The following is a 25,781-nucleotide window of genomic DNA, read 5'->3' as shown; positions in this document are numbered from 1 at the left end:
TTTATTTCAGACTGTATGAGTTGTGCTTTCACGGTATTTCATGCCGGGAATAGCTACGCCTTAAATATTTATCCTTAGCCGTCAATAAGGTGATGTTATGAAGACTGTGCATTTGATTCAGCACACACACTGGGACAGAGAGTGGTATTTCACCGAGAACGACTCAAAAGTCGTGCTCTATTATTTTATGCTGGATTTAATCACCCGGCTGGAACAAGACGAAGCACTGGGGCCGTTTATTTTAGATGGCCAAACGGTGATGCTGGAGGATTTTTTACAGGTGGCATCAGAGCACCGGGCACGCCTGCAAAAATTAATTACCGACGGGCGGGTACTGATTGGCCCGTGGTACACGCAGAGCGATTTCCTGGTCGTCGGTGCGGAGTCAATCACCCGCAATTTGCTGCTTGGGCTGGCGGATTGTAAAGCCTGGGGCAGCTATATGCCGGTGGGCTATGTGCCTGACTCATTCGGGCAAAGCGCGCAGCTACCGATGTTTCTTCGCGAGTTCGCTATCGACAGCGCGGTGCTCTGGCGTGGGTGGAGCGAGCATGATGTGCCGACCAGTGAGTTTAACTGGCAGGCGCAGGGCGGGCAGCAGGTGCTCACCGCCGTGCTCCCCTGGGGCTACGGCTGCGCAAAGTGGCTGCCCACGGCTTCGCAGGAACTGGTTGAAAAATTACCGCCGATTCTGGAAAAGCAGGCGCGTTTTTCCGCCACGAATCACCTCCTGCTCCCCAACGGCAACGATCAGTCGCCGTTCGAATATGCGGTACCTGCTGCGCTGGAAAAACTGAATACCAGCCAGAGTGAATACCATTTCAGGCGTAGCAGCTTCAGCGATTTCTTCGCCGCTCTGCGGAGCGACGAGCACAAGCTGCCTGTTTTGCGCGGCGAGCTGCTCAGCCCCAAATACATGCGTATTCATCGCGGCATTTTCTCTACCCGAATGGATATTAAGCAGCTCAATGTCTCGCTGGAACAGTTTGTCAGCCAGACGCTGGAGCCCTTGCTGGCGGTCAACTGGCGGCTGGGGTTGTCTTATCCGCAACAGGCGGTGGAGCACATTTGGCGGGAGGCGATGAAATCTCACGCTCATGACAGCATTGGCGGCTGCAATTCAGACCGGGTCAACCAGATGGTGAAGGGGCGTTTGCAGTCCGGCAAAGAGAGTGCCGAACAGCTGTTTGACCTGAACATGAAAATGCTTGCGGAAGGGATTGAGGCGAACCAGCACGGGAAAAAAATCGTGGTCTTTAACCCGCTGCCCGCACGGCGCGATACGCAGGTGAGTCTCACGCTTTATACCCCGGAAGAGGACTTTCGCATCATGGATGGCGAGGGTAATCCGTGCCGCTGGCAGCTGCTGCATGAAGAGCCGCAGGACATGTCGCTGGTGGTGCAGGAGCTGTCCAACAGCACCACAACAACCTGGTATCGTAAATGTCATATTTTGCTGGAGGCGAGGGCGCTACCGGCCTGCGGCTATAAAACTTTTTACCTGCAGGAAGGAGAAGCCGCTGGGTTTGAGATCCCAGCAAGGCAGAGCGATTGCCTGGAAAATGCCTGGCTACGACTGGAGCATAAAGCGGGAGAGCTTACGCTGACAGATAAACGCACGGGCGAAGTTTACCCGCACATCCTGCGGCTGGTCGACGGCGAAGACGCGGGGGACAACTATAACTATTCGCCACCGACGGTTGACTGGAAGATTAGCAGCGAAGGCTGCCTGCAGCAGGCCATCCTTACGCGGGGTGTGCTCAAAGACACCCTGCAGCTAACGCTGCATATGCCTGCGCCGGTGGATGCGGAGGCACGCCACGCCAGGCGGCTGGACGCGCGGCTGGACGCGGTGATGACGATTTCCCTGCCGCACGATAGCGCCTGGCTGGATGTTGACGTCGAAGTGAACAACACGCTGCGTGACCACCGTTTGCAGGTTGAACTACCGACCGGCGTGCATCAGACCACCCATTTTGCCGATCAACCTTTTGGCCTGATCGAGCGCGAAAATGTCCCTCGTGCGCTTGAGATCTGGCAGCAGGAAAACTGGACGGAAATGCCTGCTTCGCTGTGGCCAATGCAGAGCCTGGTGATGATGCATCAGGCACGGCGTGGCCTTGGTGTGGTGACCGCCGGGCTGCGGGAGTACGAGATCCCCGTCGGGCAGCCGGATACGCTGGCTATTACCCTGTTCCGCAGCGTGGGCTGGCTCGGGCGGCCCGCGTTGGAATGGCGGCCCGGACGGGCATCGGGCATGGTGCTGCCAGCCCCGGAATCACAAATACCCGGTCGCCACGAGTTTCATTTTGCCGTCATGCCGATGAACGACGGGCAAAGCCCAGCGTTCTGGCGGGCCATCGAGCAATGGCGCACCCCGACTTTGGGCTACCTGGACTCTGGCTGGTCTCGTTTTCGCACTAATCCCCACGGAAAAATCTTCCCGCCGCACTTCAGCGTATTGAGCTGGGAGAGTGCCCTGCATTTCAGCACCCTGAAAAAAGCGCAAAACGAAGAGGCGTTGGTGCTCCGAGGCTGGAACCCAGGCCTGACGGTGCTGGAAAACCTTCCCCCTGCAGTAAACGCTACGCCGCAGCAGATTACGCTGGCGGAAATACCTGCCACGCCAACGGACGCTGTCGAAGCAGGTACGCCGGTTTCCTGGCTCATTCGCTCATTTGAATAAGGGGCTATCAACATGCAGACATTTTTATTTCGTTGCCCGCTGGTGAACGGGCTTCATGCCAGGCCGGCCAGCGCACTTGAGCGGCAAGCTTCACGCTTTGTTTCCGCGGTGACGTTAGTGAACCAGACTAAGTCACGCCAGGGTGATGCTAAGAGCGTGCTGGCGCTGGTGGGGGCGGATGTTGCCGCTGGCGATGAATGCCAACTGCTGATTGAAGGCCCGGACGAGCAGGCGGCCTGGCAGGCGCTTGGCTATTTTATTGAGCATGAGTTCGCGCAGAGTGACTCGCCGCTGGCGGCTGCCGTTGAAGAAGAGCAACCGCTGCCGGTGTTTCTTTCCCGAAGTGCATCCCCAGTTTGGCAAGGTAAGGGCGTTAGTCCGGGGGCGGCGCTGGCAAAGGCCGTTTTTGTTGAGCAGATCGATCTTAACGTGCTGGCGCTGCGGCACGATGAGGAACCTTTTCCCCTGCAGCAACAGCGGCTGATTGTCGCGCTGCAGGCAGCACGGCAGCGTTTACGGGAAGAGATCGGCCAGCAAGCGGGTGAGGCGGCGCAGATTCTGGATGCGCAAAGTCAGTTGCTGGATGATGAAACCGTTGCAGATTGCCTGCTGGACGAGCATGACGCCCGTAATACGCTGGCCGCGCTGGCAAAAGCGGTGGACGTACTGCGGGAGCCTTTCCGGCAAAGCGACAGTGAATATCTGCGTCAGCGGGAGCTGGATGTTTTTGATTTAGGCCTGCGAATTGCGGCCGAACTGACCGGCGACCTGCGGCTGGGGCTGCCGCAGCTGGACGAAGACACGCTGGTGATTAGCGATGGCGTGCTGACGCCGGGGCAGTTGCTCATGCTGCAAGGGCCATCTCTGCGGGGGATTGTGATGCCGACAGGCGGCGAAACGTCTCATACCGCAATACTTGCTTGTGCGCTTTCGACGCCGCTATTGTGCCTGGCTTCGACGAAGCCACTATTTGCCGCAGGAGAGGGGACATATTTGCTGGGCGCCGGACATGGTTTTGTGCTGGCTAGACCCGATGATGTGGCGCTGCGCTGGTATGAACTGGAGTGCAAAAAGTTTGCTGCTGTGGTCGCAAGTGAAGAAGGCATGTTTAGCCCGGCCCTGGTGTTTCTGGATGAAAAGCTTCATGACAAGCACGAGGTGATTAAGCGGCTGACGGACAATCTTGAGGTTCAGGGGCGGGCGCTTTCTGCGACGCTCGCCGAACAGGCCATCTGGCAGCGTGAAGCGGTATTTACCACCGCGCTGGGCTTTTCCATCGCCATTCCGCACTGTAAGTCTGCCGCGATTTCCCGCAGCAGTATATCCGTACTGCGGCTGGCAGACCCGCTGGACTGGGGAGGGGACGTGGCGGTACAGCTGGTGATTATGTTGACGCTCAGTGAGCAGGAGCAGACTCAGCATATGCGGATTTTCTCAGTTTTAGCCCGGCGACTTATGCATGAATCCTTCCGTGAGAAGCTGCTGGCCGCGGCTACGGCGCAGGCCGTGGTGGATGTGCTCCGCGAAGAGGTCATAATCCTGTCATAAATCTGGTTATACTCAGACTGGCGCTTTTCACGAGAAGGGGAGTACGTGTATGCCGATTGCCCGCTGGCAGCAGTTTGAGCAGTATCTGATTGAGAACTGGGCGCAGGACGACAAAGCCCATGACGTGGCGCATTTTCGGCGAGTATGGAAAACCGCCCAGCATATTATGGAAGGGACGGAGGCGGACAGGCTGGTGGTGCTGACCGCCTGCTACTTCCACGACATCGTTAACCTGCCAAAGAATCACCCGGAGCGCCATCTGGCTTCAACACAGGCCGCGCAGGAAACGCTGCGCATTCTGGAAACACATTTCCCGGACTTCCCACGCGAGCTGTATGACGCGGTAGCCCATGCGGTGCGGGCCCACAGTTTTAGCGCGGCTATAGCGCCGCAGACGCTGGAAGCGAAAGTGGTGCAGGATGCGGACAGGCTGGAATCGCTGGGGGCGATAGGCCTGGCGCGGGTGTTTTATGTCTCCGGTGCGCTAGGGCGTTCACTGTTCGACAGCGACGATCCGCTGGCCGATCGCCGTGAGCTGGACGATACGGAGTATTCGGTGGACCATTTTCAGAAAAAGCTTCTGCGCCTGCCGGAGTCAATGCAAACCGAAGCCGGGCGTGCGCTGGCGCGTCACAATGCGGATTTCCTCGTCGGCTATATGGCGAAGCTGTGCGCCGAGCTGAAAGGCGACTACCTGCAGGTGGACGAGCAGGTGCTGCAGCGTTTTAAATCACAGGCTTAATCCTTCCGGCCCGCATTTCTGCGGGCTGTTTCCATTCTTTCTGGGTCAAATCAGTGATACAGTTTCACTCCCTTTTCCCATTTTTGGTTCACGATGAACGATCTTGACGCGATAGCAGAACACCTCTCCCTTCAGGCACAGCGCCATAAACAAACTCAGCAAGACGAAGATCACGCGCTGGTCAGCCGGTTACTGGAAATCTACGATCAAAAAACCGTCGCTCTGCGCCTGCGACAGGTGGGAGGTGACTGGACGCGTGAGTCCCTGAACCGCTGGTATAACGGCAAGTCTGCGCCACGGGGCTTAACCGAAGTTGAAGTTCAGATGCTGCAAAGTATGCTGCCGTCGCCGCCGGCGCATCACGGGCGTTATGCTTTTCGTTTTATTGACCTGTTTGCCGGGATAGGCGGGATCCGCAGCGGTTTTGAGGCTATCGGCGGCCAGTGCGTGTTTACCAGCGAATGGAACAAATACGCCGTGAAGACTTATAAAGCGAACTGGTACTGCGACCCGGCAGAGCATCAGTTCAATGAAGATATCCGCGATGTGACGCTCAGCAACCGGGGCGACGTCACGGACGAGCAGGCGACGGCGCACATTCAGGCCACGCTGCCCGATCATGATGTGCTGCTGGCGGGTTTCCCCTGCCAGCCGTTTTCGCTGGCGGGCGTCTCGAAGAAAAATGCCCTTGGGCGCGCGCACGGTTTTGCCTGTGAAACGCAGGGCACGCTGTTCTTTGACGTGGCGCGGATCATTGCCGCCAAACGTCCTCCGGTTTTTGTGCTGGAAAACGTTAAGAATCTCAAGAGCCACGACAAAGGCAATACGTTCCGCATAATCATGCAGACGCTGGACGAGCTAGGCTACGACGTAGCCGACGCCGCGGTTTCCGGGCGTGACGACCCGAAAATTGTCGACGGTAAAAACTTCCTGCCGCAGCACCGCGAGCGCATTGTGCTGGTCGGCACGCGCCGCGATCTGAAGCTGGATGCGGCGGTGACGTTGACAACCCTGAGCGATTTTTATCCGGCTCGCCGCCCCACCTTTGGTGAACTGCTGGACGATGAGGTTGACGCGAAATATGTGCTGACGCCGACGCTGTGGAAATACCTCTATAACTATGCGAAGAAGCATCAGGCCAAGGGGAATGGCTTTGGGTACGGTCTGGTTGACCCGAAGAACCCGGCAAGCGTCGCGAGAACGCTGTCGGCCCGTTATTTCAAAGATGGCGCGGAGATCCTGGTCGATCGCGGCTGGGACAAAGCGCTGGGTGAGGCTGATTTTAACCATGCTGATAACCAGGTGAACAGGCCGCGCCGCCTGACGCCGCGCGAGTGCGCCAGGCTGATGGGGTTTGAAGCGCCGAAGGGGAAAGCGTTCCGTATTCCTGTATCCGATACTCAGGCTTACCGCCAGTTTGGCAACTCCGTCGTCGTTCCCGCGTTTGCAGCGGTAGCAAAGCTGCTGGAGCCGGTGATTAAACAAGCGGTGAAAAAGCGCTAAGCGGAGAAAGAAATGGCGGATGTACACAGCAAAGCGATACGCAGTAAAAACATGCGGGCGATTGCCACGCGCGACACCGCCATTGAAAAACGCCTTGCCGCGCTGCTGGCTGAATGTGGGTTTAGCTTTCGCGTTCAGGATGCGGCCCTGCCAGGAAAACCCGACTTTGTGGTGGATGAATACCGCTGCGTGATCTTCACCCACGGCTGTTTCTGGCATCACCACGACTGCCATCTGTTTAAAGTCCCGGCCACGCGTACCGAGTTCTGGCTGGAAAAGATAGGCCGTAATGTTATTCGGGATAAGCGAGACGCGGCGCTTTTGCTCGCGCAGGGCTGGCGGGTTTTAATCGTCTGGGAATGCGCGCTGCGTGGCCGCGAGAAAATGCCCGATCGGGCGCTGTGTGAACGTTTAGAAGAGTGGATTTGCAGCGGCGGGTACAGCGCGGAAATTAACGTGACCGGCATTCACCAGCAAAACAACAGCGGCCAGTTCAGGCTGGCCGCTGACTAGTTATTTTTCCACTTCGCATGCCTCAACCACCGGTTTGGCCGGGAACAGATATTTCCCCAGCGTGACCAGCACCACGGCAAAAATAATGATCCCCAGCGCCAGCCATTCAATCGCCGACAGGTTTTCCCCCGCAAAAGTGGTGCCCAGCAGCACGGCCACAACCGGGTTGACGTAGGCATAGCTGGTGGCCACTGCCGGAGAGACGTTGCGGATCAGGTACATGTAGGCGCTGATGGAGATCATCGACCCAAACAGCGCGAGATAGCCCAGCGCCAGCCAGCCGGAGGTGTCCGGCATCGTTGTCAGCCGTTCGCCAGTGAGCGCCGCGAGGCTGAGTGCGACAATCCCGGCCGCCAGCATTTCCACCGCGCCGGCCATCATGCCTTCGGGCAGTTCGATACGCGAGCCGTAAACCGACCCAAATGCCCAACTCAGGGAACCAATCAGAATCAAGATAGCGCCGGAGGGATTACCGCTGAGATTGCCGCCGCTGTTTAGCAGCACAATCCCCGCGAGGCCAATGGCAATGCCGAGCCACTCCAGCTTGCGCGTTTTAATGCCAAACAGGCGGCTGAAGCAGAGGGTAAACAGGGGCACGGTGGCAACCATGACGGCGGCAATGCCGGAAGGCACATGCTGGTGTTCGGCCACCGTGACGCAACCGTTACCCACGGCCAACAGAAGCACGCCAATAAGGGCGGCATTAAGCGTCGGGCGCAGTTTTGGCAGCTTGTGGCCGCGAAGCAGCAGAATGCCCATCAGCAGTGAGCCAGCAAGCATGAATCGCGTCCCGGCGAGGATGAACGGCGGCCAGGTTTTCACCCCGATAGCCAGCGCCAAATAGGTTGAACCCCAGATAATGTACAACGCAAACAGCGCCGCTATCAGCGGCACTAATTGACCAGAACGAGCTCGCATAATCCCTCACCAGACACCAATTTCAGGCCGACAGTTAACGCCAAAAGCGGGCGGATAGCGAGCATTATACTTGTTGATATAATGTTAATTTTTATTGACAAGGGCGGCGATTTTTCCCGACGCGTTTTTTGCTTCATACTCTTGGGTATCGACATCAATAAGGACAGATATTTTGGCTGGAAGTAGCTTACTCACCTTGCTCGACGACATCGCCACGCTGCTGGACGACATTTCCGTTATGGGCAAACTCGCGGCAAAAAAAACGGCGGGCGTACTGGGCGATGACCTCTCTCTGAATGCTCAGCAGGTTTCTGGCCTGCGCGCGAATCGGGAACTGCCCGTGGTCTGGAGCGTGGCAAAAGGGTCGTTCCTCAATAAGCTTATCCTGGTGCCGCTGGCGCTGGTCATCAGTGCGTTTGCGCCGTGGGCAATTACGCCGCTGCTGATGGTGGGCGGGGCATTTTTATGTTTTGAAGGCGTGGAAAAGGTGCTGCACAGCCTGCAGGCGAGAAAGCACAAAGAAAGCGCGGAGGAAAAGCAGGCGAGGCTGGAGGAGATTGCCGCTCAGGACCCGATGGCCTTTGAAAAAGATAAGGTGAAAGGGGCGGTGCGCACGGACTTTATTCTTTCGGCGGAAATCGTCGCCATCACGCTCGGCATAGTGGCGGAAGCGCCGCTGCTGAACCAGGTGCTCATCCTGGCGGGTATCGCGATTCTGGTGACCATCGGCGTATATGGTCTGGTCGGGATGATCGTGAAAATTGACGACCTCGGATACTGGCTGGCGGATAAACGTGCGGCGCTGGCTCAGGCAGTGGGGAAAGGGCTGCTTGTTCTTGCTCCCTGGCTAATGAAGATCCTCACGTTTGTCGGGACGCTGGCGATGTTCCTCGTCGGCGGCGGTATCCTGGTGCACGGCGTGCCGGTGCTGCATCACGGCATTGAGCAGTGGGCGAGCCAGTTTGGTGGCGTTGTGGCGCTCGTGGGCCCGACACTTGTTAATCTGGTGCTTGGTTTTATCGCGGGCGGTATTGTGTTGCTGGTGGTGAACGGCATAAATCACCTTCGCGGGAGCGCTTCACACTAAGTTCGAGATGAAAAATAACGCTTTACTCAGGAAAAAACGCTGACCATTGGCTATACCTTTAGAGGTTTTCACCCTTAATGCCGGAGGCGGCTATGGTTTATGTGGTCAGCGATGAAGTCCGGCGTAAGAACGGTGGTCCACGCATGATTGTCACGGGTTATTCCAGTGGCATGGTGGAGTGCCGTTGGTACGACGGGTACGGCGTAAAGCGTGAGGCGTTCCGTGAGGACGACCTGACGCCTGTTGAAACCATGGAGCATCAGCACGTATGAAGCCCTTGGTTTCTTAACTAAACCCGGCTTTGCCGGGTTTTTTTACGCCCACGGCGTGGGCCAACTTCGACAAAGCGCTGTCGCGGTGGCAAAATCTGCAAAGACTTCATTCTTCCGGGGTTTTTGGAAGGAACTGATAACCGCGGCCAGGGAGTATCCCCCTTGATCGGTAATGCATTTGAGCGGTTTTTAAGCCGCTATAAACGACCGCAGCGGGTGGTAAACCTCTGTTTTATCGTCGTGTTTCTTTGCTCAACGCTGCTCACCTGGCGTGAGGTGGCGGTGCTGGAATCCGCCTACATTGCTAACCAGCGCAACAGTCTGGATAACATCGCCACCGCGCTGGACCGGCAGCTGCAGCACAGCATTGATAACCTGCTGTTTTACCGCAACACCATGCACTATGCGCTGCAGTCTCCTATTTCCACCGATATTTCACGTCAGGCGCTGGCGGATTTTGCCGTCCAGCGAACGCAGCCTTACTGGCAATTAAAGCTGGATCTTAATCGCGGGATGCCGATTAACGGCGTTTCCGACGAGTTTGTCAGCCACAGCCACGTGCTCGACCGGGATGAGGCCTGGCTTTATCCTGAGCTGGAGGCGGCGCTGGAATTCAGCTACATCATGCAGCTTGCCGACGACAAGCGAGATCTGCAAAGGCGCGTATTTTACGCCTCCAGAGCGGGCTTTTTCCTCTCAAGTACGCCGCCGGAAAACGATCCGGCGATCGTTTCGCTCTATTATCGGCTGATTGCCCAGCCGTATTTTGGCGCTCAGTCGCCGCAAAACAACCCCGGCCGTGGCCTTCAGTGGACGCATACCTATAACCCCGCCAGTTCAAATGGGCAGATTATTACCGCTTCGGTGCCGCTGGATCTCAATCAGCGCTGGTACGGCGTGCTGGCCATGGATTTCCCTGTCAGCGGCATGCATGCATTCCTTCAGGGGCTTTCTCATGACCGTTATGAAGGCACCGTGATGCTGTTTGATAAACACTTCTCGCTCATTGCCACCGCGGCTGATAGCGCCCCGCTGTCGCCGGTGTTTAACGCCAGGCAGCAGGCTGAGATTGCCCGCTCAATGGAAAGCGGAGAAGAGGGCGAGCTGCGAATGGACAGCCGCTTCGTGACGTGGGCGAAGCTTGGGAACTTTGACGGCGTGCTGATCAAAGTGCATACCCTGGGCGAAGGCGTGCAGGGGGAGTTTGGTCGAATCAGCATTGTGCTGACGGTACTCTGGCTGCTCTTTACGCTGATGCTGTTTATCTCCTGGCGGGTTATCCGGCAGCTGGTCAGCAATATGCTGACGCTGCAGCAGACGTTAAGCTGGCGCGCAAATTACGATACCCTGACCCGGCTCTACAATCGCGGAGCCTTCTTCGATATCGCCCACGGCATGGCGCAGGACTGCCAGCGCGAGGATAAACCGTTCTCGGTCATTCAGATGGATCTCGATTTCTTCAAAGGGATTAACGATCGCTACGGGCATCACGCTGGCGACAGGGTGTTATCTCATGCAGCCGCGTTGCTTGCGTCCTCCCTTCGGGAAGAGGATGTTGCCGGGCGCGTGGGTGGGGAAGAGTTCTGCGTGCTACTGCCGGGGACGAAGCTTCCTGAGGCGGCCGCTGTCGCCGAGCGGATTCGGCACCGCATCAATACCAAAGAGCTACTTTTACAGGCCGGACAGGCCCTAAAAATCAGCGCTTCGTTCGGGGTTAGCTGCGCCCATGAGCGCCATGATTATGATTTTGAGCATCTGCAGTCCATTGCGGACCGACGGTTGTACAAGGCGAAACAGAATGGCCGCAACCAGGTTTGTACCCAGGACTGATTTTTCCGGTCTGGTGTGGCCGCTATATCATATAAGCATTGCTGATGTTTTATTCGGTTGGTGAAGAGGGGATTTGCTCAAGCAAGCGTAATGTTTTTGTCACCCTGTGGGAGAGGTAGAGGCGATTTTATTTTTCATTCGTCCCAATACGGCAAGCGAAATCAGAACGCTCAGTTTGGGATAAATCTTAATTTATTCAGCACTCAAATGGCCTTGTGCTGCGGGCCATAGGTCTAAAAAAACGATTTAACAAGGCATTGGAATCAAATTCGCTGCGTCAATAGGTGCGGCTGCGGGCATTCTTGAAAAGAATATATCCTTGTATTCAATAAAATTTAAGGTAATGTGGTCAACACATCAGATTTCCTGATGTAACGAATTTCAAGTGCTTCTTGCTTCAGCAAGTTTTCATCCCGGCTCCCCGGCCGGGATGCTTTTCTTAGCGGTTAATTTCATTCACGCTAAAATCCCGAATATCCAGTTCAAAAGCATCCGCCAGTTCCTTATAGCTATGCCAGTCTCGTCCATCCACGCTCACTCGCTGCGGGTGTTCCTCGCTGCTGGCGTGTCGGATATCGCTTTCGCTAATTTCGTTGATGGCGGCAAGCAGTGCGTCAACATCCACATCCGTTGTCTGATGCGCCGCGCTGCCGCTGATTTTCACGGTCTTCATCACTTTACCCTCGCTGACTACCACCCTTAAGTATAGTCGTTCCAGATAATGTGCCAGCCAGCCCGGAGTAAGGGCATTCAAAGGGTTTTTGATCTACAATGGCAAACAATGTCTCTGGAGGAAATAACCATGAAAATCAATGATCGGGTGACCGTGAAGACCGATGGCGGCCCGCGACGTTCGGGCGTAGTCCTGGCGGTGGAGCCGTTTAACGAAGGTACAATGTATCTTGTGTCGCTGGAGGATTATCCGCTGGGGATTTGGTTCTTTAATGAGTCAGGCCATCCGGACGGGATTTTTGTGGAGAGTGAGGAGTAGGTTTTTGGGGTTTGACCCTCACCCCGGCCCTCTCCCTGGAAGGGATAGGGGGAAATCTAACAGATGAACACCGTGCTGTCCCTCTCCGGGAAGGAGAGGGGGAAAATCTAACAGATGAACACCGGGCTGTCCCTCTCCGGAAGGGAGAGGGGGAAATCTAACAGATGAACACCGGGCTGTCCCTCTCCGGGAGGGAGAGGGGGAAATCTAACAGATGAACACCGGGCTGTCCCTCTCCGGGAGGGAGAGGGGGAAATCTAACAGTCTTGCTCTGGATAGTCCCCTCTCCCCCATGGGGAGAGGGTTAGGGTGAGGGGGCAACCTTCTACACCACGCTTGGCACAATCACCGCCGCAAAAATCAGCGTAATCACCGAATATTTCATCGCGTAATACACCTTCCGGTTTCGCTTTTTCAGGTTTTGCCCGCTATCGCGCAGCGCGTGAACATACTTGAAGATGCGATTCAGCCCGCCGGTACGGTCGCTGTCGCTGTTTGGCGAACTGGCGGCGGACATTAATGTGGTCCCCACCCAATGGTTGACGGCCTGCGCCCAGCGCCATTTCATCGGGCGTTCAATATCGCAGAACAGAATGATACGGGTCTGTTCGCTTTTGTTTTCTGCCCAGTGCACGTAGGTTTCGTCAAAAATCACGGCCTCACCATCGCGCCAGCTGTGGCGTTGCCGGTCGACTTCAATAAAACAGCGATCGTCGTTGGGCGTGGCAAGGCCAAGATGGTAACGCACAGATCCGGCATACGGGTCACGGTGCTTGCCCAGGTATGATCCTGCGGGGAGTTCGGCGAACATCGCCGCCTTAACGGACGGAATTTCGCTGACCAGCTTTGTAGTGATCGGGCAAAGCTCATGCGCGGACGGGTGCGCGTCGCTGTACCACTTCAGGTAAAAACGCTTCCAGCCCCGCTTGAAGAACGTATTAAATCCGGCATCGTTGTGGCTTTCTGCCGCTTTGATGTGGCCCTGCAGGCGCAGCGCTTCTTCACGAATGACTTCCCAGTTGTCCGTCAGCTTTTGCAGTTCCGGGAAGTCGCTGGTCGGGAAATAGGGCTGTTCAGGCGGCAGACGCGAGAAACGCGTCATGAACATATTGACCGGAGCCATAAAGGTCGAGTGGTCAAAAAGCTGACGCGAAAACTTCTGTTTTTCGACGCCGCGGGAGTGGGCGTAGACGACGCTGATAATAAAAATGCCAAGAATAATAACGGCTACCATAGCAACAAATCTCTCCATGAATAATGGTAAGGTGTAAGTCTAGTGAGATTTATCTGCTTTTTTTGGCAAAGGTTGCGGTTTTGTTACGAAAAAGAGCGTCGTTTAACTTGTATTTAATCTCTGACGGGCGTCAGAGATTAAATACTGCGGCCAAAGCGGCGTAGGGTGCAGCGTAAGTCAGCTACCGGAGGTTAACAAAAATACCGTTGGTGACGTTGTCGGTAAGACGAACTACATGATATATCACCTGCTTGTTATGGGTCTTGATTTTGCGTTTTATATTTCCTTTATGCGACGAAACAGTTTTTGCCTTGATGTTCATTTGATCGGAGATTTGAATCGTTCCTTGTCCTGACATCCACATTTTAAGCATGCTGGACTCTGTGCGACTAAGAGAAAGTGTCGGCAAATTAATATGTCCAATACATTGTGCATTTTTTGCTAAGTATTCCGATAAAATATCGTCTAAAGATTCCGGCTTGATGGATTTCGAGCTGATCAGCAGATTTTCTCTGACCAGAAGATATTCATCAAAGTGAATATTAGCAATCGCCATAAAGACTAAAAATAGCGTCCCTGGATGTTGATTAATGATCTGCTTAATTCGCTGACTGCTTTCCGGGTCATGAATAAAACAGTCTTCGTTAATAAACACCACGCTGGGTGCCTGCGACTGGCATGCCTGTGCCAGCTGTTCTACCGTTTCTACATCTGCAATATGCCGTTTTCTAACCCCGCGGCTGGCTAAGTAGCCGACAAGCCCCAGCCGGGTATAGCTGCATAAGTCCATAATAATCGTTGACATAGCAAACCCTCACTAAGCGCGTTATACCCGTAATAATCAGGAGCGCAGATTGAAAGCTGTACTGGTTTTGACCGTGAGTGACAATGTCAGTCCCAGAGCAAAGCCAATCCGCCGCATTTTCCGCAGTTCTAATTATTTATGGGTAACCATTATTAATAATTTAAAAGGCGAAATCACTATCCCGGAAAGTTGCCTATAATTTGCCAGGAATGTTCTTAAAGTAAAGTGAATGTTGCGTAATGTGAGCAAGGTAAAAACTTATATTCCGCGCCAGATATATCTTGGCGGATGTTATTAACATTTTTTTTTAGGAATATCCTCAGAGAGGCATTATAAAAGTTATGGATATTAATTTGCGGGGATTTCACTGACTATATCCGCGAGCAGATCAAAAATCTCGCCGAATAAATGCTCGGTAAAGGGGGCGATAAGCGGCATCATTACCATGAAAATGAGCATGCCGATAGACAGGGTAACCGGGAAACCGATAACAAATACCGATAGCTGGGGTGCCATGCGGTTTAACAGACCCAGCGCAATGTTAAGCGTCAGTAACAAAGTGATTAACGGCAGCGCCAGCATCAGGCCATTGAGAAAAATCAGGCCGCCTGCCCGGGTCAGCGCCATAAAGGCGTTACTGTTGATCGGGTCGCCGCCGATGGGCAGGGTATGAAAAGTATCGACCAGCATCGAAATCAGCCATAAATGGCCGTTAAAGGTCAGAAACAGCAGCATCGCCAGAATATCAAGAAAACGGGCCAGCACCGGCATATTGAGGCGGCTGCCGGGATCGAAGAAGGTCGCGAAAGAAAGCCCCATCTGCAGGCCCACAATTTCTCCGGCGGTACGCACGGCAGCAAAGGCGAACTGCATCGTAAAGCCCAGCGCGACACCGATAAGAATTTGTTGTATTGCCAGCCAGAAACCGGCGGCGGAAAAGATCGTCACTCCGGTTGCCGGTAGAGAAGGGGCGATGATGAAAGTGATCATCAGCCCCAGCCCGAGCTTGACCCGTTTCGGAATCGACCGCTCGCTCAGAATGGGGGCGGTCATGATCAGCGCCAGCACGCGCAGCAATGGCCAAAAATAGAGGCTCAGCCAGTTAAGCCACTGGGTGCTGTCAACGTGGATCATCCAATAGTGTTCGGCAGATTGGTCAGCAGGGAACGCATGTAATCCAGCAGCAGGTTAAGCATCCACGGCCCGGCAACGACGATGGTCACAAACACGGCCAGAATTTTTGGAATAAACGACAGCGTCATTTCGTTGATCTGCGTCGCCGCCTGCAGCAGGCTAATGACCAGACCGCTTATTAGCGCAACCAGCAGCAGCGGGGCCGCAAGGGCAAGGGCCACCTTCATCGCTTCGGTGCCCATCATCATGACCGATTCTGGCGTCATTTTCTTTCTCCGCTAGCTGTAAAAACTTTGCGCCAATGAACCCACCAACAGCTGCCAGCCGTCGACCAGCACGAAAAGCATCAGCTTAAAGGGCAGGGCAATTGTCGCGGGGGGAACCATCATCATCCCGAGCGCCATCAGGACGCTGGCGATCACGAGGTCGATAATCAGGAACGGGATAAATACGGTAAAACCAATCTGGAATGCGGTTTTCAACTCGCTGGTGACATAGGCCGGCAGCAGGATGCGCATCGGCACGGCTTCCGGCCCCTGCAGCGGTTGAGTATTCGCCAGGCGCGCGAACAGGGCCAGATCGGCTTCACGTGTCTGGCGCAGCATAAATTCGCGCAGCGGCTGAGCGCCTTTATCCATCGCCACTTCCATCGAGATCTTGTCTTCGCTAAAGGGCTGGTAGGCGTCGGTATAAATCTTGTCGAACACCGGCGACATAATGAAAAAGGTCAAAAACAGCGCCAGGCCAACCAGCACCTGGTTAGGCGGGGCGGACGGCGTGCCCAGGGCATTACGCAGCAGGCCAAAAACGATAATGATGCGCGTAAAGCTGGTCATCATCAGCAAAATGGCCGGCAGGAAGGTCAGAGAGGTAATAAAGACCAGCGTCTGCACCGGCAAGGACCAGCTCTGCCCGCCGTTGGCGAGGGGCTGGCTTATCAGGCCCGGTAATTGCGCAAAGGCGGCCGCAGGGAGGAGCAAAAATAGGCCCGGTAACGAGAGCGTCAGCAAACGTTTCATCAATCTTTCCCGTTACGTTTAAGCAGGTTCTTCATCAGTTTCTGGAAATCGGCAGGGGCAGGCGCTTTTTCAACCGTCTCCGTGACCGGCGCCGGAGGCAGCGTGTGCAGGTGTGTGATTTGACTGGCGGTGACACCGAGGACCAGGCGGGCATCCTCGACGTCGACTACGACCACGCGCTCGCGCGGGCCTACGCTTACGCTGGCGCTAATGTTCAGCGACTTCTTTACGCCGACGCCCGCGCCGTGGAAACCAAAGCGCTTTGCCAGCCAGGCGGCCACCAGAATAAAAATAACAATGCCAGCCAGTGCGCCGCTCACCTGAACGAGCGGTGAGCTGGCGTTGACGCTCGGCTGAGTGACGGTGGCCTGGGTTGTCATTTAGCGGCTCAGGCGACGCATACGTTCTGATGGAGTGATGATGTCGGTAATACGCACGCCGTATTTGTCGGCGACAACCACCACTTCACCCTGAGCAATCAGGTAACCGTTGATCAGAATATCCAGCGGCTCACCGGCCAGCCCGTCAAGCGCGACCACGGACCCCTGCGTCAGACGCAGCAGCTCTTTGATGGTCATGCGGGTACGGCCCAGTTCAACGGTCAGCTTGACTGGAATGTCCATGATCAGGTCGATATCCTGCACGTTGCCGGCAATATCATTACCTTCCAGCGCACGGAAGACGTTATCCGCGGTACTTTTCCCGGAACTTTTCTGCTCGTTTAACGCATCAGCCCACAGATCGTCCACTGAGCCTGCATTGTCATCGGACGGTTGATTAATATCACTCATTTGGGCTGTTCCTCATTCAGCGAATTCAATATCGGGTTGATCAAATGTTCTACGCGCAGGGCATACTGGCCGTTGATCGTACCGTACTGACTGGTCAGAACCGGTACGCCGTCTACGTGCGCGATAATACGATCTGGCTTTTCGATGGGCAGCACATCGCCAGGTTTCAGTTTTAGGATTTGGGACAACCGCAGCGGGATATCGGCGAAATTCGCCACCAATTCCAGCTCGGAATGCTGCACCTGGCGCACCAGGGTGTCGCGCCAGCTTTGATCTTCCTGACGGGAGTTCTCCAGCGGAGGGTTCACCAGCAGCTCGCGCAGCGGTTCAATCATGCTGAACGGCAGACAGATGTTGAACTCACCGGTCAGGTTGCCAATTTCGACGTGGAACGGGGTGTTAACCACGATGTCGTTAGGCGACGTGGTGATATTGGTAAATTTGACCTGCATCTCCGAACGAACGTATTCCACGTCCAGCGGATAAATCGCCTTCCACGCATCGCTGTAGGATTCCAGCGCAAGTTTCAGCATACGGTTGATCACGCGCTGTTCGGTGTGGGTAAATTCCCGGCCTTCCACTTTCGTTGGGAAGCGGCCATCCCCGCCAAACAGGTTGTCTACCGCAATAAACACAAGGCTGGGTGAAAACACGAACAGCCCGGTGCCGCGCAGCGGTTTCAGGTGAATCAGGTTCAGGTTCGTTGGCACCGGCAGGTTGCGGGCAAACTCATGATAAGGCTGGATACGGATGGCCCCGACGGTGATGTCCGGGCTACGACGCAGCAGGTTAAACAGCCCCATACGGAACTGACGAGAAAAACGCTCGTTAATAATTTCCAGCGCCTGCAGGCGCTCACGCACGACGCGACGCTGGGTATTAGGGTCATAGGGACGAATATCGGATTCGCCCGGTGCCCTGGCCTTCGGCTCGTCGTTATTCTCACTGTCGCCGTTTAACAGCGCATCGATTTCGGCCTGAGAAAGAATACTGTCGCCCATGGACTTACCGCAAAATAAAGGCGGTATACAGCACGTCGCTGACTACCTGTTGAGGTTGCCCGGCGACCAGAGGCGGCGCCAGAGTAGTTTTAATCGCTTCCACCAGCTTCTGCTTGCCGGCATCGGTGGCAAGCTGATTGGCGTCCTGGCGAGAGAACAGCAGCAACAGACGGCTGCGGACTTCCGGCAGGAATTCGCTCAGACGCTGACGGGTCGCTTCATCTTTTAAACGCAGCGTGACGCCAATGTACAGCACGCGATCCGCATCACCCAGATTGACGGTAAACGTATCCAGAGCGAAGAATACAGGCGCAGGCGCAGGCGGTGGCTCAGGCGCTTTAGCCTGGGCTGTGGCTGGCGTTTGCTGCATGCGCCAGTAGCTGTAGCCTGCGGTGGCGCACGCGGCGAGTGTGATAAGAACCAGTATCGGCACCCAGATGGCGCGCTTACGGCCTTTCGTGATAGCGGTATCAGTCATTGAACGCTTTATTCCTGTATCGGTACTGCTGAATAGCAATTATCCCGTGTCTCCGGGCGGTCAAAGCCCGGAAAACACACGTTTATTGTCGCTAGCTCTGGCGTTTACCCTTTAACGGGGCTCAGGCGAAGATATCCACCGTGCCGTTGCTGCTTGCCAGGCGCTGCAGGCTATCGGCCACCGGCAGCGGTTCTGCGTCGTTACCGCTCAGGGAGAAACGCTCCCCGCTGCGGGCGCTTTGCTGCTGTTGCTGCTGGCCGGACTGCTGCTGAGCGAAGCTTTCGCTGCTGATGTTGCTCTGGCCAAGCTGGATGCCGCTTTCAGCCAGCGCAGTACGCAGTGAAGGCAACGCTGCTTCAAGCGCAGCCCGCACGTGACTGTGCGGGGACATCATTTGCAGCTGTGCCTGGTTATCTTCTAGTTTTAGACTAATTTGCACCTGACCGAGATCTTCCGGGTGCAATCTCAGCTCGGCGCTGTGCTGGCCCTGGCGGGTAAACAACGTAACGTGCTGAGAAATCTGCTGTTGCCACTCGTGGCTGCCCAGCTGGGCGCTGATCATCGGTGCCGTCGGCGTGGCGATGTGCGTTGTCGTTGGGGTTGCCACGGTGGCGCTGCTGATGGCCGGGGTTATCTGGGCGGTAACAGGGGCGGTGTTATTTGCCTGTGGAGCCGCGTTGTCGCGACTGTCTGGCGTGTTGTTAGCAACCAGTTGCGCTTTGTCATCCCCCTGCGGCTGGGCTGCAGCCGGGGCGTTGGCGGCAACAGATTTACTGTCTGCAAGCGTTGCCCCCGCCGGTGCGGCTTTCTTGCCGCCGTTGTCAGCAGGCAGCAGGCTGTCCACGGTGTTTTTACCGGTAGTCGTGCCGGCCGCGGAGGTCAGGGCGGACAGCGATGCCGTATCGGTTGCGGCTTTAGGCAGCGTCACGCCCTGCGCAGCGGTGACAGGCTGAGGCAGCATGGCGAACAGTGCACTCAGCGTTTGTAGCTCTGCATCACTCAGCGGCTTATCGGTTTTGGCGTCTTTCAGCGCTGCATCGGGCTTATCAGTCGTTTCTGTTTTGCCGAGGGAGGCGAGCAGGGCGGAAAGTGCTTCAGGTTGCTCCGGCGAGTTTAACAGCTCAGTCAGGGCCGCCTGGCCGTCTTTGCTATCACCTTTTGCCGCATTGGCCGCGGCAACTTTGCTTAACGCCGCGCCCAGAAGCAGCGATTTGCCGTCCTCCAAAGCGACATTACCCGGCAAAGCTTTGCCAAGCAGCGTCAGGAAGTCTTCACCGAAGCCTTTGCCGTCCGCGCCTTTTGCATCCCCGGCGGCAGCGGTGTCGGCCCCGGTGTTTAACAGAATTTTTGGCAATGTGATCATTCACCTTTCCTCAATGTGGCCCGCTGGGCGTATTCGTCCATCTGCTTCTGATCGAGTCTGTTCTCTGCGAGCAACAGCTCTGCTGCCTTTCTGTCCTGCAAGGTTTGCCATGCCTGCAGGCGCTTTTGTTTTTCCTGCCACGCGCCTAATGCCTGGTCGACTTTATTGCTCCACTGCATCAGCTGCTGGCGGTGCTGTTCGATGGCTTTTTCCAGCGTGCGTATAAACTGCTGATAGTTCTGCCAGCGCGTGCTGGCAATCCCCTGACTCATGTTGTCATTCAGGCTGTTGCTGTACTCAAACTGATAGTTAATCAGCATGTTGAGTTGCTCTTCCGCCTGCTGGCAACCCCGGCGCATCTCCCCTAAACGAATCGCTGCTTTTTCCACTTCCTGGGCGGCGAGTTCACGCAAAGTATCCAGTGCGCTGTTTTGGTTCATGGTCACCTCTCATCAAACCGTGGGGAAAAGCGTCTCCAGTGCGAGGCTGGCTTCTTCCCAGTTTGCGCGTTCAAAAATGCCTTGTTGCAGGAAGGCTTCAAGATGCGGCCACAGTTCAATGGCCTTATCGAGCATCGGATCGCTGCCTTTGGCGTAAGCCCCCACGCTCACCAAATCACGGTTGCGCTGGAAGCTGGATAACAACTGTTTGAAACGACGTACCCGGGCGTAATGCTGCTCGGTAATCAACGATGTCATGGCACGGCTGATAGAAGCTTCGATGTCGATGGCCGGGTAGTGGCCCGCTTCTGCCAGGCGGCGCGACAGCACAATGTGGCCGTCAAGAATGGCTCGCGCGGAGTCGGCAATCGGGTCCTGCTGATCGTCGCCTTCGGTGAGTACGGTATAAAACGCGGTAATTGAGCCGCCGCCGTGAATGCCGTTCCCCGCACGCTCAACCAGCGCCGGGAGCTTGGCAAAGACCGAAGGCGGATAGCCTTTGGTCGCCGGAGGCTCGCCAATGGCGAGGGCGATTTCACGCTGGGCCATGGCGTAGCGCGTCAGTGAATCCATAATCAGCAGGACGTGCTGGCCGCGATCGCGGAAATCTTCGGCGATTCTTGTCGCGTAGGCGGCACCCTGCATACGCAGCAGCGGAGAAACGTCCGCTGGGGCGGCAATCACAACCGAACGCGCACGGCCTTCGGCACCGAGAATGTTCTCGATAAAGTCTTTTACTTCGCGACCACGCTCGCCAATCAGGCCCACGACGATCACGTCTGCCTGGGTGTAACGCGCCATCATGCCGAGCAGGACGCTTTTACCGACGCCGGAGCCTGCAAACAGGCCCATACGCTGCCCGCGACCCACCGTCAGCAGGGCGTTAATCGGGCGAACGCCGACGTCAAGAACATGTTCAATCGCGGTACGCTGGAGCGGGTTAAACGGGGCCGCACCCAGCGCGCCCATCAGGTCGGAATCCGGCGAAGGCAGCCCGTCGAGCGGGCGGCCGCTGCCGTCAAGCACGCGTCCCAGAAGGGCCGGGCCAAGCGGCAGTTTTTTACCGCTGTGCAGACCTTCGGATGTCGCGGAACGGGCATAAACCCTGGCGCCGGGCAGAATGCCTTCGACTTCTTCCAGCGGCATCAGGAACAGCTTGTGGCCGTTGAAGCCCACGACTTCACATTCGACTTCGCGATCGTGCTGCTCAATGATGCAGGTCGCACCCAGCGCCAGCTGCAGGCCGGTGGCCTCCAGGACCAGACCGGTGGCACGGGTCAGGCGGCCGTAGCGGCGAACGGACGGCAGTTCGACCATCCGCGCTTCAAAATTATCGAGCGTGTTCAGCCAGCGGGTCAGGCGCGCGGTCATCAGAGCACTCCCGGCGCGGCCAGACGGCAAAGCTCTTGCCAGCGGGTCGCCACGCTGGCGTCAAGGTCGCCTTCATCGGCGGAGACTTTGCAGCCGCCCTGGTGCAGGCTTGGGTCACCGCGCAAACGCCAGCCGTGCAGGCTTAGGGTCGCACCCAGCATCTCTTCCACCCGCTGCAGATCATCCGGGTGTACGCGCAGCTGCGGTTTGCCACTAAACAGCGGTTCCTGCATCAGCAGGCCCTGAATCTGTTTGATCAGCGCGTTGTTATCCACGGCAGGCGTCTGGCCAATGACCTGCCGCGCGGCTTCCAGCGCCATTTGCATCAGGCGGGAGGCGATCACGCTGTCCAGCGCGTCCAGCGTGTACTGGAATTCGCTCACCAATTGCTGCATACGGGCGTGTACCGGCGCCTGCTGCTGGCGGGCCTCATTGATGCCCTGCTCAAGCCCTTGCTGGAAGCCCGCTTTCCGGCCTTCTTCGACGCCCTGATCGTGCCCGGCGGCAAAGCCCGCGCTGTGGCCCTGTTCACGGGCCTGGGCCTGCATCATCGCCAGCGTTTGCTGGAGGTCCGGCTCGCTTTCCGGCTCTTCCTGCTCAGCTGTGGCTTCCGGCATCACAATCTCTTCGAACACCGGCGAAGGGAAGGCGAGATCTTCAGGCGTCCAGCGTTTCCATGGCAGCGTATTAGACATAGGTATCCTCGCTGGTGCCGATCACCATCTCGCCGGTCTCCGCCAGGCGACGCACGATAAGCAGGATAGCTTTCTGTTCGTTTTCCACCTGCGACAGACGTACCGGGCCGCGGTTGGCAAGGTCGTCGCGCAGGATGTCCGCAGCACGCTGGGACATGTTGCGCAGGAACTTCTCGCGCAGCGCCTGCTCTGCACCTTTGAGGGCGATAAGCAGAGATTCGGACTCCACTTCCTGCAGAAGACGCTGAATACTGCGGTCGTCCACGGCGACGAGGTTTTCGAACAGGAACATCTCGTCGATAATTTTCTGCGCCAGTTCGCCGTCGAAGTCGCGCACGGCGGTAATAACAGCTTCTTCCTGCTGGGTTTTCATCAGGTTGATGATTTCCGCCGCCGTTCTCACGCCGCCCATTTTGCTGCGCTTGAGGTTCTGGCCGTCGAGCAGGTTGTTCAGTACTTCGGTCAGTTCTGCCAGCGCGGCCGGCTGGACGCCGCCAAAGGTGGCGATACGCAGCATGACGTCGTTGCGCAGGCGCTCGTCGAACAGCGCCAGAATATCCGCCGCCTGGCCACGCTTGAGGTGAACCAGAATGGTGGCGATGATCTGCGGGTGTTCGTCGCGAATAAGGTCGGCGGCGCTCTGCGGCTCCATAAAGTTGAGCGTTTCGATGCCGCTGGTGGTGTCGCGGGTTTCGAGAATGTCTTCCAGCAGGCTGGAGGCACGCTCTTCGCCCAGCGCTTTGATAAGCACGGTGCGCAGGTAGTCGTTGGCGTTGATGCTCAGCGCCGCGAACTGTTCGGCTTCTTGCTCAAACTCGGCCAGCACTTCGGTCAGCAGTTTGTTTGAGATTTGATGGGTGTTCGCCATCGCCGCACTTAAATGCTGCACTTCACGCGGGCTAAGGTGTTTGAACACCTCGGCGGCGCGGTCTTCACCAATGGTCATCAGCAGGATGGCGCTCTTTTCGGTTCCGGTAATACTCATATTTCAGTACTCATCCATTGGCGGATCACCAGCGCAACTACGCGAGGATCGTTGTCGGACATATCACGAATACGCTGACTCATGACTTCGGCGCTCAGGCGCTGGTTAGCTTTACGCTGTTGTTGCTGTTCATCACGGCTAAGCGACACGGCGACGGCTTGTTCTTCGGCTTTACGGTTCTCTTTCTCTTCGCTGGCAGCTTTCAGAATTTCCGCGCGGCGAGTGAGCTGCGGACGAATCGCCTTACGCCACAGCACCCAGGCCACAATCAGCACAATCAGCCAGCGTCCCGCAGAAAGCAGCATGTCGAAGAAGGCCGGAGACTTCCAGAACGGCAGGCTGCTGCCGATGTCGTCCTCGGTGGCGGTAAACTGCGAGTTCACCACGTTCAGGGTGTCACCGCGCGCTTCGGAATAGCCCATCGCTTCACGCGTCAGGTTCTCGATCTGCTTCATCTGGTCGGCGGTGAGCGGCAGAGGTTTCCCGTCGGCCAGTTGGCGATAGTTCACCACTACGGCAACAGACAGACGCTGAACATCCCCCACGTTCAGCTTGGTGTGACGGATGGTACGGTCCACTTCATAGTTGGTGGTTTCGTCACGCGAAGTGTTGCTGCTGCCGTTCTGGCTGGTGGTGCTGGTCTGATTCTGCTGGCCGTTGTTGGCCTGCTGATTAGCCTGGTTGTTCTGCGGCGGCGTCGAAATCGGTGCCGTGTTAGCCGGAGCTGGCTGGTTGGAAAGTGCACCTGGCACGCCGCCCGGGAACTGACCGTTGACCTGAGAGGTCTGGTTCAACTGGCGAGAACGGATAGCGGTCTGGGCCGGATCGCCATTAGGGTGATACTGCTCTTCGGTTTGTTCTTTGTTGGCAAAATCAATCTGCGCGGTGACCTGAGCGTGCACGTTCCCGTTGCCCACAATTGGGCCAAGAATAGATTCAATGCGGCGCTGGTAGCGACTTTCTACGTCAGTGGCGTATTTGAGCTGGGCATCGTTAAGGTCGCGGCCTGCGTTGTTGGACTGCGTCAGCAGATGACCACCCTGGTCAACCAGCGTGACGTTACCCGGCGGTAAGCCAGCCACGGCGCTGGAAACCATATGCACGACGGCATTGATTTGCCCTTCATCCAGCGCGCGGCCAGGCTCAAGGCTAAGGGTAACGGAAGCGGAAGGGGATTTTTGTTCACGAACAAACAGGGATGGTTTTGGCATGGCGAGGTGTACGCGGGCGTTCTTCACCGGGCCTAGTGTTTCAATGGTGCGGGCCAGTTCGCCTTCCAGCGCACGCTGGTAGTTCACCTGCTCGCTAAACTGACTGATACCAAATTTTTCCTGATCCAGAAGTTCGAAGCCGACGGCGCCGCCCTTAGGCAGACCCTGCTGAGCCAGACGCAGACGCAGGTCATAGACGTTGTCTGCCGGGACCATGATGGCGCTACCGTTGTCTGAGAAACGGTAGGGGATATTCATTTGTTGAAGCTGGGTAACAATCGCGCCTCCGTCCTGATCGGCGAGGTTGCTGTAAAGCACGCGGTAATCAGGAGATTTTGCCCAAAGTACCAGGGCCACCAGCACGGCAACGGCGGCGGAGCCGCCCACAATCAGCGGGATCCTTGGATTAGCGCGAAGGCGATTTAACCACTCAAGTGTCTTGTTTTGCGGCGTTTGCGCCTGAGCAGCAGTGGTCATTCCACACCTCGCGGCTTAGCGTTGACAGAATTTTTAGAGTAATGAGTGAACAAGACTGACTCCCGGGTCGACAAACACGACAAAAGTTCCATATGGATGGCAGTGTCATTATTTTCGTTTCAGGAAATTTCGATGGCTGAATTAGCTCTATTTTTTACGTCTATTTAACGCCTTTATCCTATTGACAGGGTGGTAATCTTCACTCGCTTAATCAATGTGAGGCGAGAAAATGGCAATTCAGGGTATCGAAGGCGTACTGCAACAACTTCAGACAACCGCGCTGGCGGCGACCAATCCTGCCGCGTCGGCTGCTGCGCCAACGGTGAGCTTTGCTGGAGAGCTGCAGGCCGCTTTAGGGCGGATAAGCGAGACCTCTAACACCGCACGTGTCCAGGCGGAGAAATTTGCTCTCGGTACGCCGGGCGTCGCGCTGAACGATGTGATGGTGGATCTGCAGAAATCTTCCGTTTCGCTGGCGATGGGCATTCAGGTACGTAACAAGCTGGTTGCTGCCTACCAGGAAGTGATGAACATGCAGGTGTAGTGACACCAGCACGGTTTTAGTGGGTAAAAGGTCTGTCTACGACAGGCCTCAGACTGCTGACAAAGTCCTGGCCGTGAGGCCGGGACTTTGATCTAATAAGGTCAGTGCAAAAAACGGACTGACCGCCATGCTCAGAGAACTTT

At 56.3% G+C, this 25,781-nt stretch carries 27 protein-coding genes; 10 read left to right on the top strand and 17 right to left on the bottom strand.

The genetic code is table 11. The annotated features are described in order from the left end of the window. The first annotated feature begins 97 nt into the window (after positions 1 to 97). The 5 genes from B9Y90_RS05205 to B9Y90_RS05185 all read left to right on the top strand — a co-directional run bounded on the left by B9Y90_RS05205 (position 98) and on the right by B9Y90_RS05185 (position 6,992). Entirely contained in the window at positions 98 to 2,686 is a 2,589-nt protein-coding gene (locus B9Y90_RS05205) for a glycoside hydrolase family 38 N-terminal domain-containing protein (protein WP_085540450.1), read from the top strand. Positions 2,687 to 2,698: 12 nt separating this feature from the next. Beyond that, positions 2,699 to 4,234 carry a fructose PTS transporter subunit IIA gene (locus B9Y90_RS05200; protein ID WP_085540449.1) on the top strand — a complete coding sequence of 512 codons (1,536 nt, stop codon included), beginning with the start codon at positions 2,699 to 2,701 and terminating at the stop codon, positions 4,232 to 4,234. Between the two features lie 49 nt (positions 4,235 to 4,283). Beyond that, the gene (locus tag B9Y90_RS05195) at positions 4,284 to 4,976 is read left to right on the top strand and encodes a phosphohydrolase (RefSeq protein ID WP_085540448.1); all 693 of its coding nucleotides are present in this window, start codon (positions 4,284 to 4,286) and stop codon (positions 4,974 to 4,976) included. 93 nt (positions 4,977 to 5,069) lie between these two features. Next, entirely contained in the window at positions 5,070 to 6,479 is a 1,410-nt protein-coding gene (locus tag B9Y90_RS05190) for a DNA cytosine methyltransferase (protein WP_085540447.1), read from the top strand. Positions 6,480 to 6,491: 12 nt separating this feature from the next. Then, complete coding sequence (locus tag B9Y90_RS05185; protein WP_039294796.1) at positions 6,492 to 6,992, top strand: very short patch repair endonuclease; 501 nt, start codon at positions 6,492 to 6,494, stop codon at positions 6,990 to 6,992. Here the strand turns inward: B9Y90_RS05185 and yedA are convergent, their stop codons facing one another. Then, on the bottom strand, positions 6,993 to 7,910 hold the full coding sequence (gene yedA, locus B9Y90_RS05180) for a drug/metabolite exporter YedA (RefSeq protein WP_085540446.1): 918 nt from the start codon (positions 7,908 to 7,910) through the stop codon (positions 6,993 to 6,995). A gap of 169 nt (positions 7,911 to 8,079) precedes the next feature. On the opposite strand from yedA, the gene B9Y90_RS05175 reads away from it, so the two are divergent. The 3 genes from B9Y90_RS05175 (at position 8,080) to dgcQ (ending at position 11,099) form a co-directional block, all read left to right on the top strand. Further along, positions 8,080 to 8,997: a DUF808 domain-containing protein gene (locus tag B9Y90_RS05175; RefSeq protein WP_369678982.1), complete on the top strand. Its 918-nt coding sequence runs from the start codon at positions 8,080 to 8,082 to the stop codon at positions 8,995 to 8,997. 92 nt (positions 8,998 to 9,089) lie between these two features. Then, positions 9,090 to 9,269 carry a YodC family protein gene (locus tag B9Y90_RS05170; RefSeq protein ID WP_039294786.1) on the top strand — a complete coding sequence of 60 codons (180 nt, stop codon included), beginning with the start codon at positions 9,090 to 9,092 and terminating at the stop codon, positions 9,267 to 9,269. A 162-nt stretch (positions 9,270 to 9,431) separates the two neighbouring features. Continuing rightward, positions 9,432 to 11,099: a cellulose biosynthesis regulator diguanylate cyclase DgcQ gene (gene dgcQ, locus B9Y90_RS05165; RefSeq protein ID WP_085540444.1), complete on the top strand. Its 1,668-nt coding sequence runs from the start codon at positions 9,432 to 9,434 to the stop codon at positions 11,097 to 11,099. A 439-nt stretch (positions 11,100 to 11,538) separates the two neighbouring features. On the opposite strand, the gene yodD is transcribed toward dgcQ, so the two are convergent. Then, on the bottom strand, positions 11,539 to 11,772 hold the full coding sequence (yodD, locus tag B9Y90_RS05160) for a YodD family peroxide/acid resistance protein (protein ID WP_052050363.1): 234 nt from the start codon (positions 11,770 to 11,772) through the stop codon (positions 11,539 to 11,541). Between the two features lie 129 nt (positions 11,773 to 11,901). Between yodD and dsrB the strand changes: the two genes are divergently transcribed. Beyond that, on the top strand, positions 11,902 to 12,090 hold the full coding sequence (gene dsrB / locus B9Y90_RS05155; protein WP_039294781.1) for a protein DsrB: 189 nt from the start codon (positions 11,902 to 11,904) through the stop codon (positions 12,088 to 12,090). A gap of 325 nt (positions 12,091 to 12,415) precedes the next feature. Here the strand turns inward: dsrB and lpxO are convergent, their stop codons facing one another. The 15 genes from lpxO to fliF form a co-directional block, all read right to left on the bottom strand. Then, complete coding sequence (gene lpxO, locus B9Y90_RS05150; protein WP_085540443.1) at positions 12,416 to 13,324, bottom strand: lipid A hydroxylase LpxO; 909 nt, start codon at positions 13,322 to 13,324, stop codon at positions 12,416 to 12,418. A gap of 181 nt (positions 13,325 to 13,505) precedes the next feature. Next, entirely contained in the window at positions 13,506 to 14,129 is a 624-nt protein-coding gene (gene rcsA, locus B9Y90_RS05145) for a transcriptional regulator RcsA (protein ID WP_039294777.1), read from the bottom strand. A 348-nt stretch (positions 14,130 to 14,477) separates the two neighbouring features. Next, complete coding sequence (gene fliR, locus B9Y90_RS05140; RefSeq protein ID WP_039294774.1) at positions 14,478 to 15,263, bottom strand: flagellar biosynthetic protein FliR; 786 nt, start codon at positions 15,261 to 15,263, stop codon at positions 14,478 to 14,480. Then, positions 15,260 to 15,529: a flagellar biosynthesis protein FliQ gene (gene fliQ, locus B9Y90_RS05135; protein ID WP_039294771.1), complete on the bottom strand. Its 270-nt coding sequence runs from the start codon at positions 15,527 to 15,529 to the stop codon at positions 15,260 to 15,262. The genes fliR and fliQ overlap by 4 nt, the downstream gene beginning before the upstream one ends. A 12-nt stretch (positions 15,530 to 15,541) precedes the next feature. Further along, positions 15,542 to 16,282: a flagellar type III secretion system pore protein FliP gene (gene fliP / locus B9Y90_RS05130; RefSeq protein ID WP_008458126.1), complete on the bottom strand. Its 741-nt coding sequence runs from the start codon at positions 16,280 to 16,282 to the stop codon at positions 15,542 to 15,544. Then, positions 16,282 to 16,662, bottom strand: coding sequence for a flagellar biosynthetic protein FliO (gene fliO, locus B9Y90_RS05125; protein ID WP_085540442.1), 381 nt, complete (start codon positions 16,660 to 16,662; stop codon positions 16,282 to 16,284). Before fliO ends, fliP begins: the two co-directional genes overlap by 1 nt. Continuing rightward, the gene (gene fliN / locus B9Y90_RS05120) at positions 16,663 to 17,073 is read right to left on the bottom strand and encodes a flagellar motor switch protein FliN (protein ID WP_008458131.1); all 411 of its coding nucleotides are present in this window, start codon (positions 17,071 to 17,073) and stop codon (positions 16,663 to 16,665) included. It abuts the gene before it with no gap. Then, complete coding sequence (gene fliM, locus B9Y90_RS05115; protein ID WP_039294764.1) at positions 17,070 to 18,074, bottom strand: flagellar motor switch protein FliM; 1,005 nt, start codon at positions 18,072 to 18,074, stop codon at positions 17,070 to 17,072. The genes fliN and fliM overlap by 4 nt, the downstream gene beginning before the upstream one ends. Before the next feature lie 4 nt (positions 18,075 to 18,078). After that, positions 18,079 to 18,552: a flagellar basal body-associated protein FliL gene (gene fliL / locus B9Y90_RS05110; protein ID WP_085540441.1), complete on the bottom strand. Its 474-nt coding sequence runs from the start codon at positions 18,550 to 18,552 to the stop codon at positions 18,079 to 18,081. Between the two features lie 121 nt (positions 18,553 to 18,673). Further along, positions 18,674 to 19,915, bottom strand: a complete 1,242-nt coding sequence (locus B9Y90_RS05105) for a flagellar hook-length control protein FliK (RefSeq protein WP_085540440.1) — start codon at positions 19,913 to 19,915, stop codon at positions 18,674 to 18,676. Further along, complete coding sequence (gene fliJ / locus B9Y90_RS05100) at positions 19,912 to 20,355, bottom strand: flagellar export protein FliJ (protein WP_008458139.1); 444 nt, start codon at positions 20,353 to 20,355, stop codon at positions 19,912 to 19,914. The genes B9Y90_RS05105 and fliJ overlap by 4 nt, the downstream gene beginning before the upstream one ends. 12 nt (positions 20,356 to 20,367) lie before the next feature. Continuing rightward, positions 20,368 to 21,726 carry a flagellar protein export ATPase FliI gene (gene fliI, locus B9Y90_RS05095; RefSeq protein ID WP_039294757.1) on the bottom strand — a complete coding sequence of 453 codons (1,359 nt, stop codon included), beginning with the start codon at positions 21,724 to 21,726 and terminating at the stop codon, positions 20,368 to 20,370. Beyond that, positions 21,726 to 22,421, bottom strand: a complete 696-nt coding sequence (fliH, locus tag B9Y90_RS05090; protein ID WP_039294755.1) for a flagellar assembly protein FliH — start codon at positions 22,419 to 22,421, stop codon at positions 21,726 to 21,728. The genes fliI and fliH overlap by 1 nt, the downstream gene beginning before the upstream one ends. Then, positions 22,414 to 23,406 (bottom strand): flagellar motor switch protein FliG, encoded by a 993-nt coding sequence (gene fliG, locus B9Y90_RS05085; protein WP_008458144.1) that lies wholly within the window; start codon positions 23,404 to 23,406, stop codon positions 22,414 to 22,416. The genes fliH and fliG overlap by 8 nt, the downstream gene beginning before the upstream one ends. Beyond that, positions 23,403 to 25,094: a flagellar basal-body MS-ring/collar protein FliF gene (fliF, locus tag B9Y90_RS05080; protein WP_085540439.1), complete on the bottom strand. Its 1,692-nt coding sequence runs from the start codon at positions 25,092 to 25,094 to the stop codon at positions 23,403 to 23,405. Before fliF ends, fliG begins: the two co-directional genes overlap by 4 nt. Positions 25,095 to 25,323: 229 nt before the next feature. Here fliF and fliE point away from each other — a divergent pair, with 229 nt between their 5' ends. Further along, positions 25,324 to 25,638, top strand: a complete 315-nt coding sequence (gene fliE / locus B9Y90_RS05075) for a flagellar hook-basal body complex protein FliE (protein WP_085540438.1) — start codon at positions 25,324 to 25,326, stop codon at positions 25,636 to 25,638. Positions 25,639 to 25,781: the final 143 nt, after the last annotated feature.

It is taken from the genome of Cedecea sp. NFIX57 (assembly GCF_900177785.1).
Taxonomy (GTDB): domain Bacteria; phylum Pseudomonadota; class Gammaproteobacteria; order Enterobacterales; family Enterobacteriaceae; genus Cedecea; species Cedecea neteri_C.
This window is presented reverse-complemented; position numbering and strand designations above follow the sequence as displayed.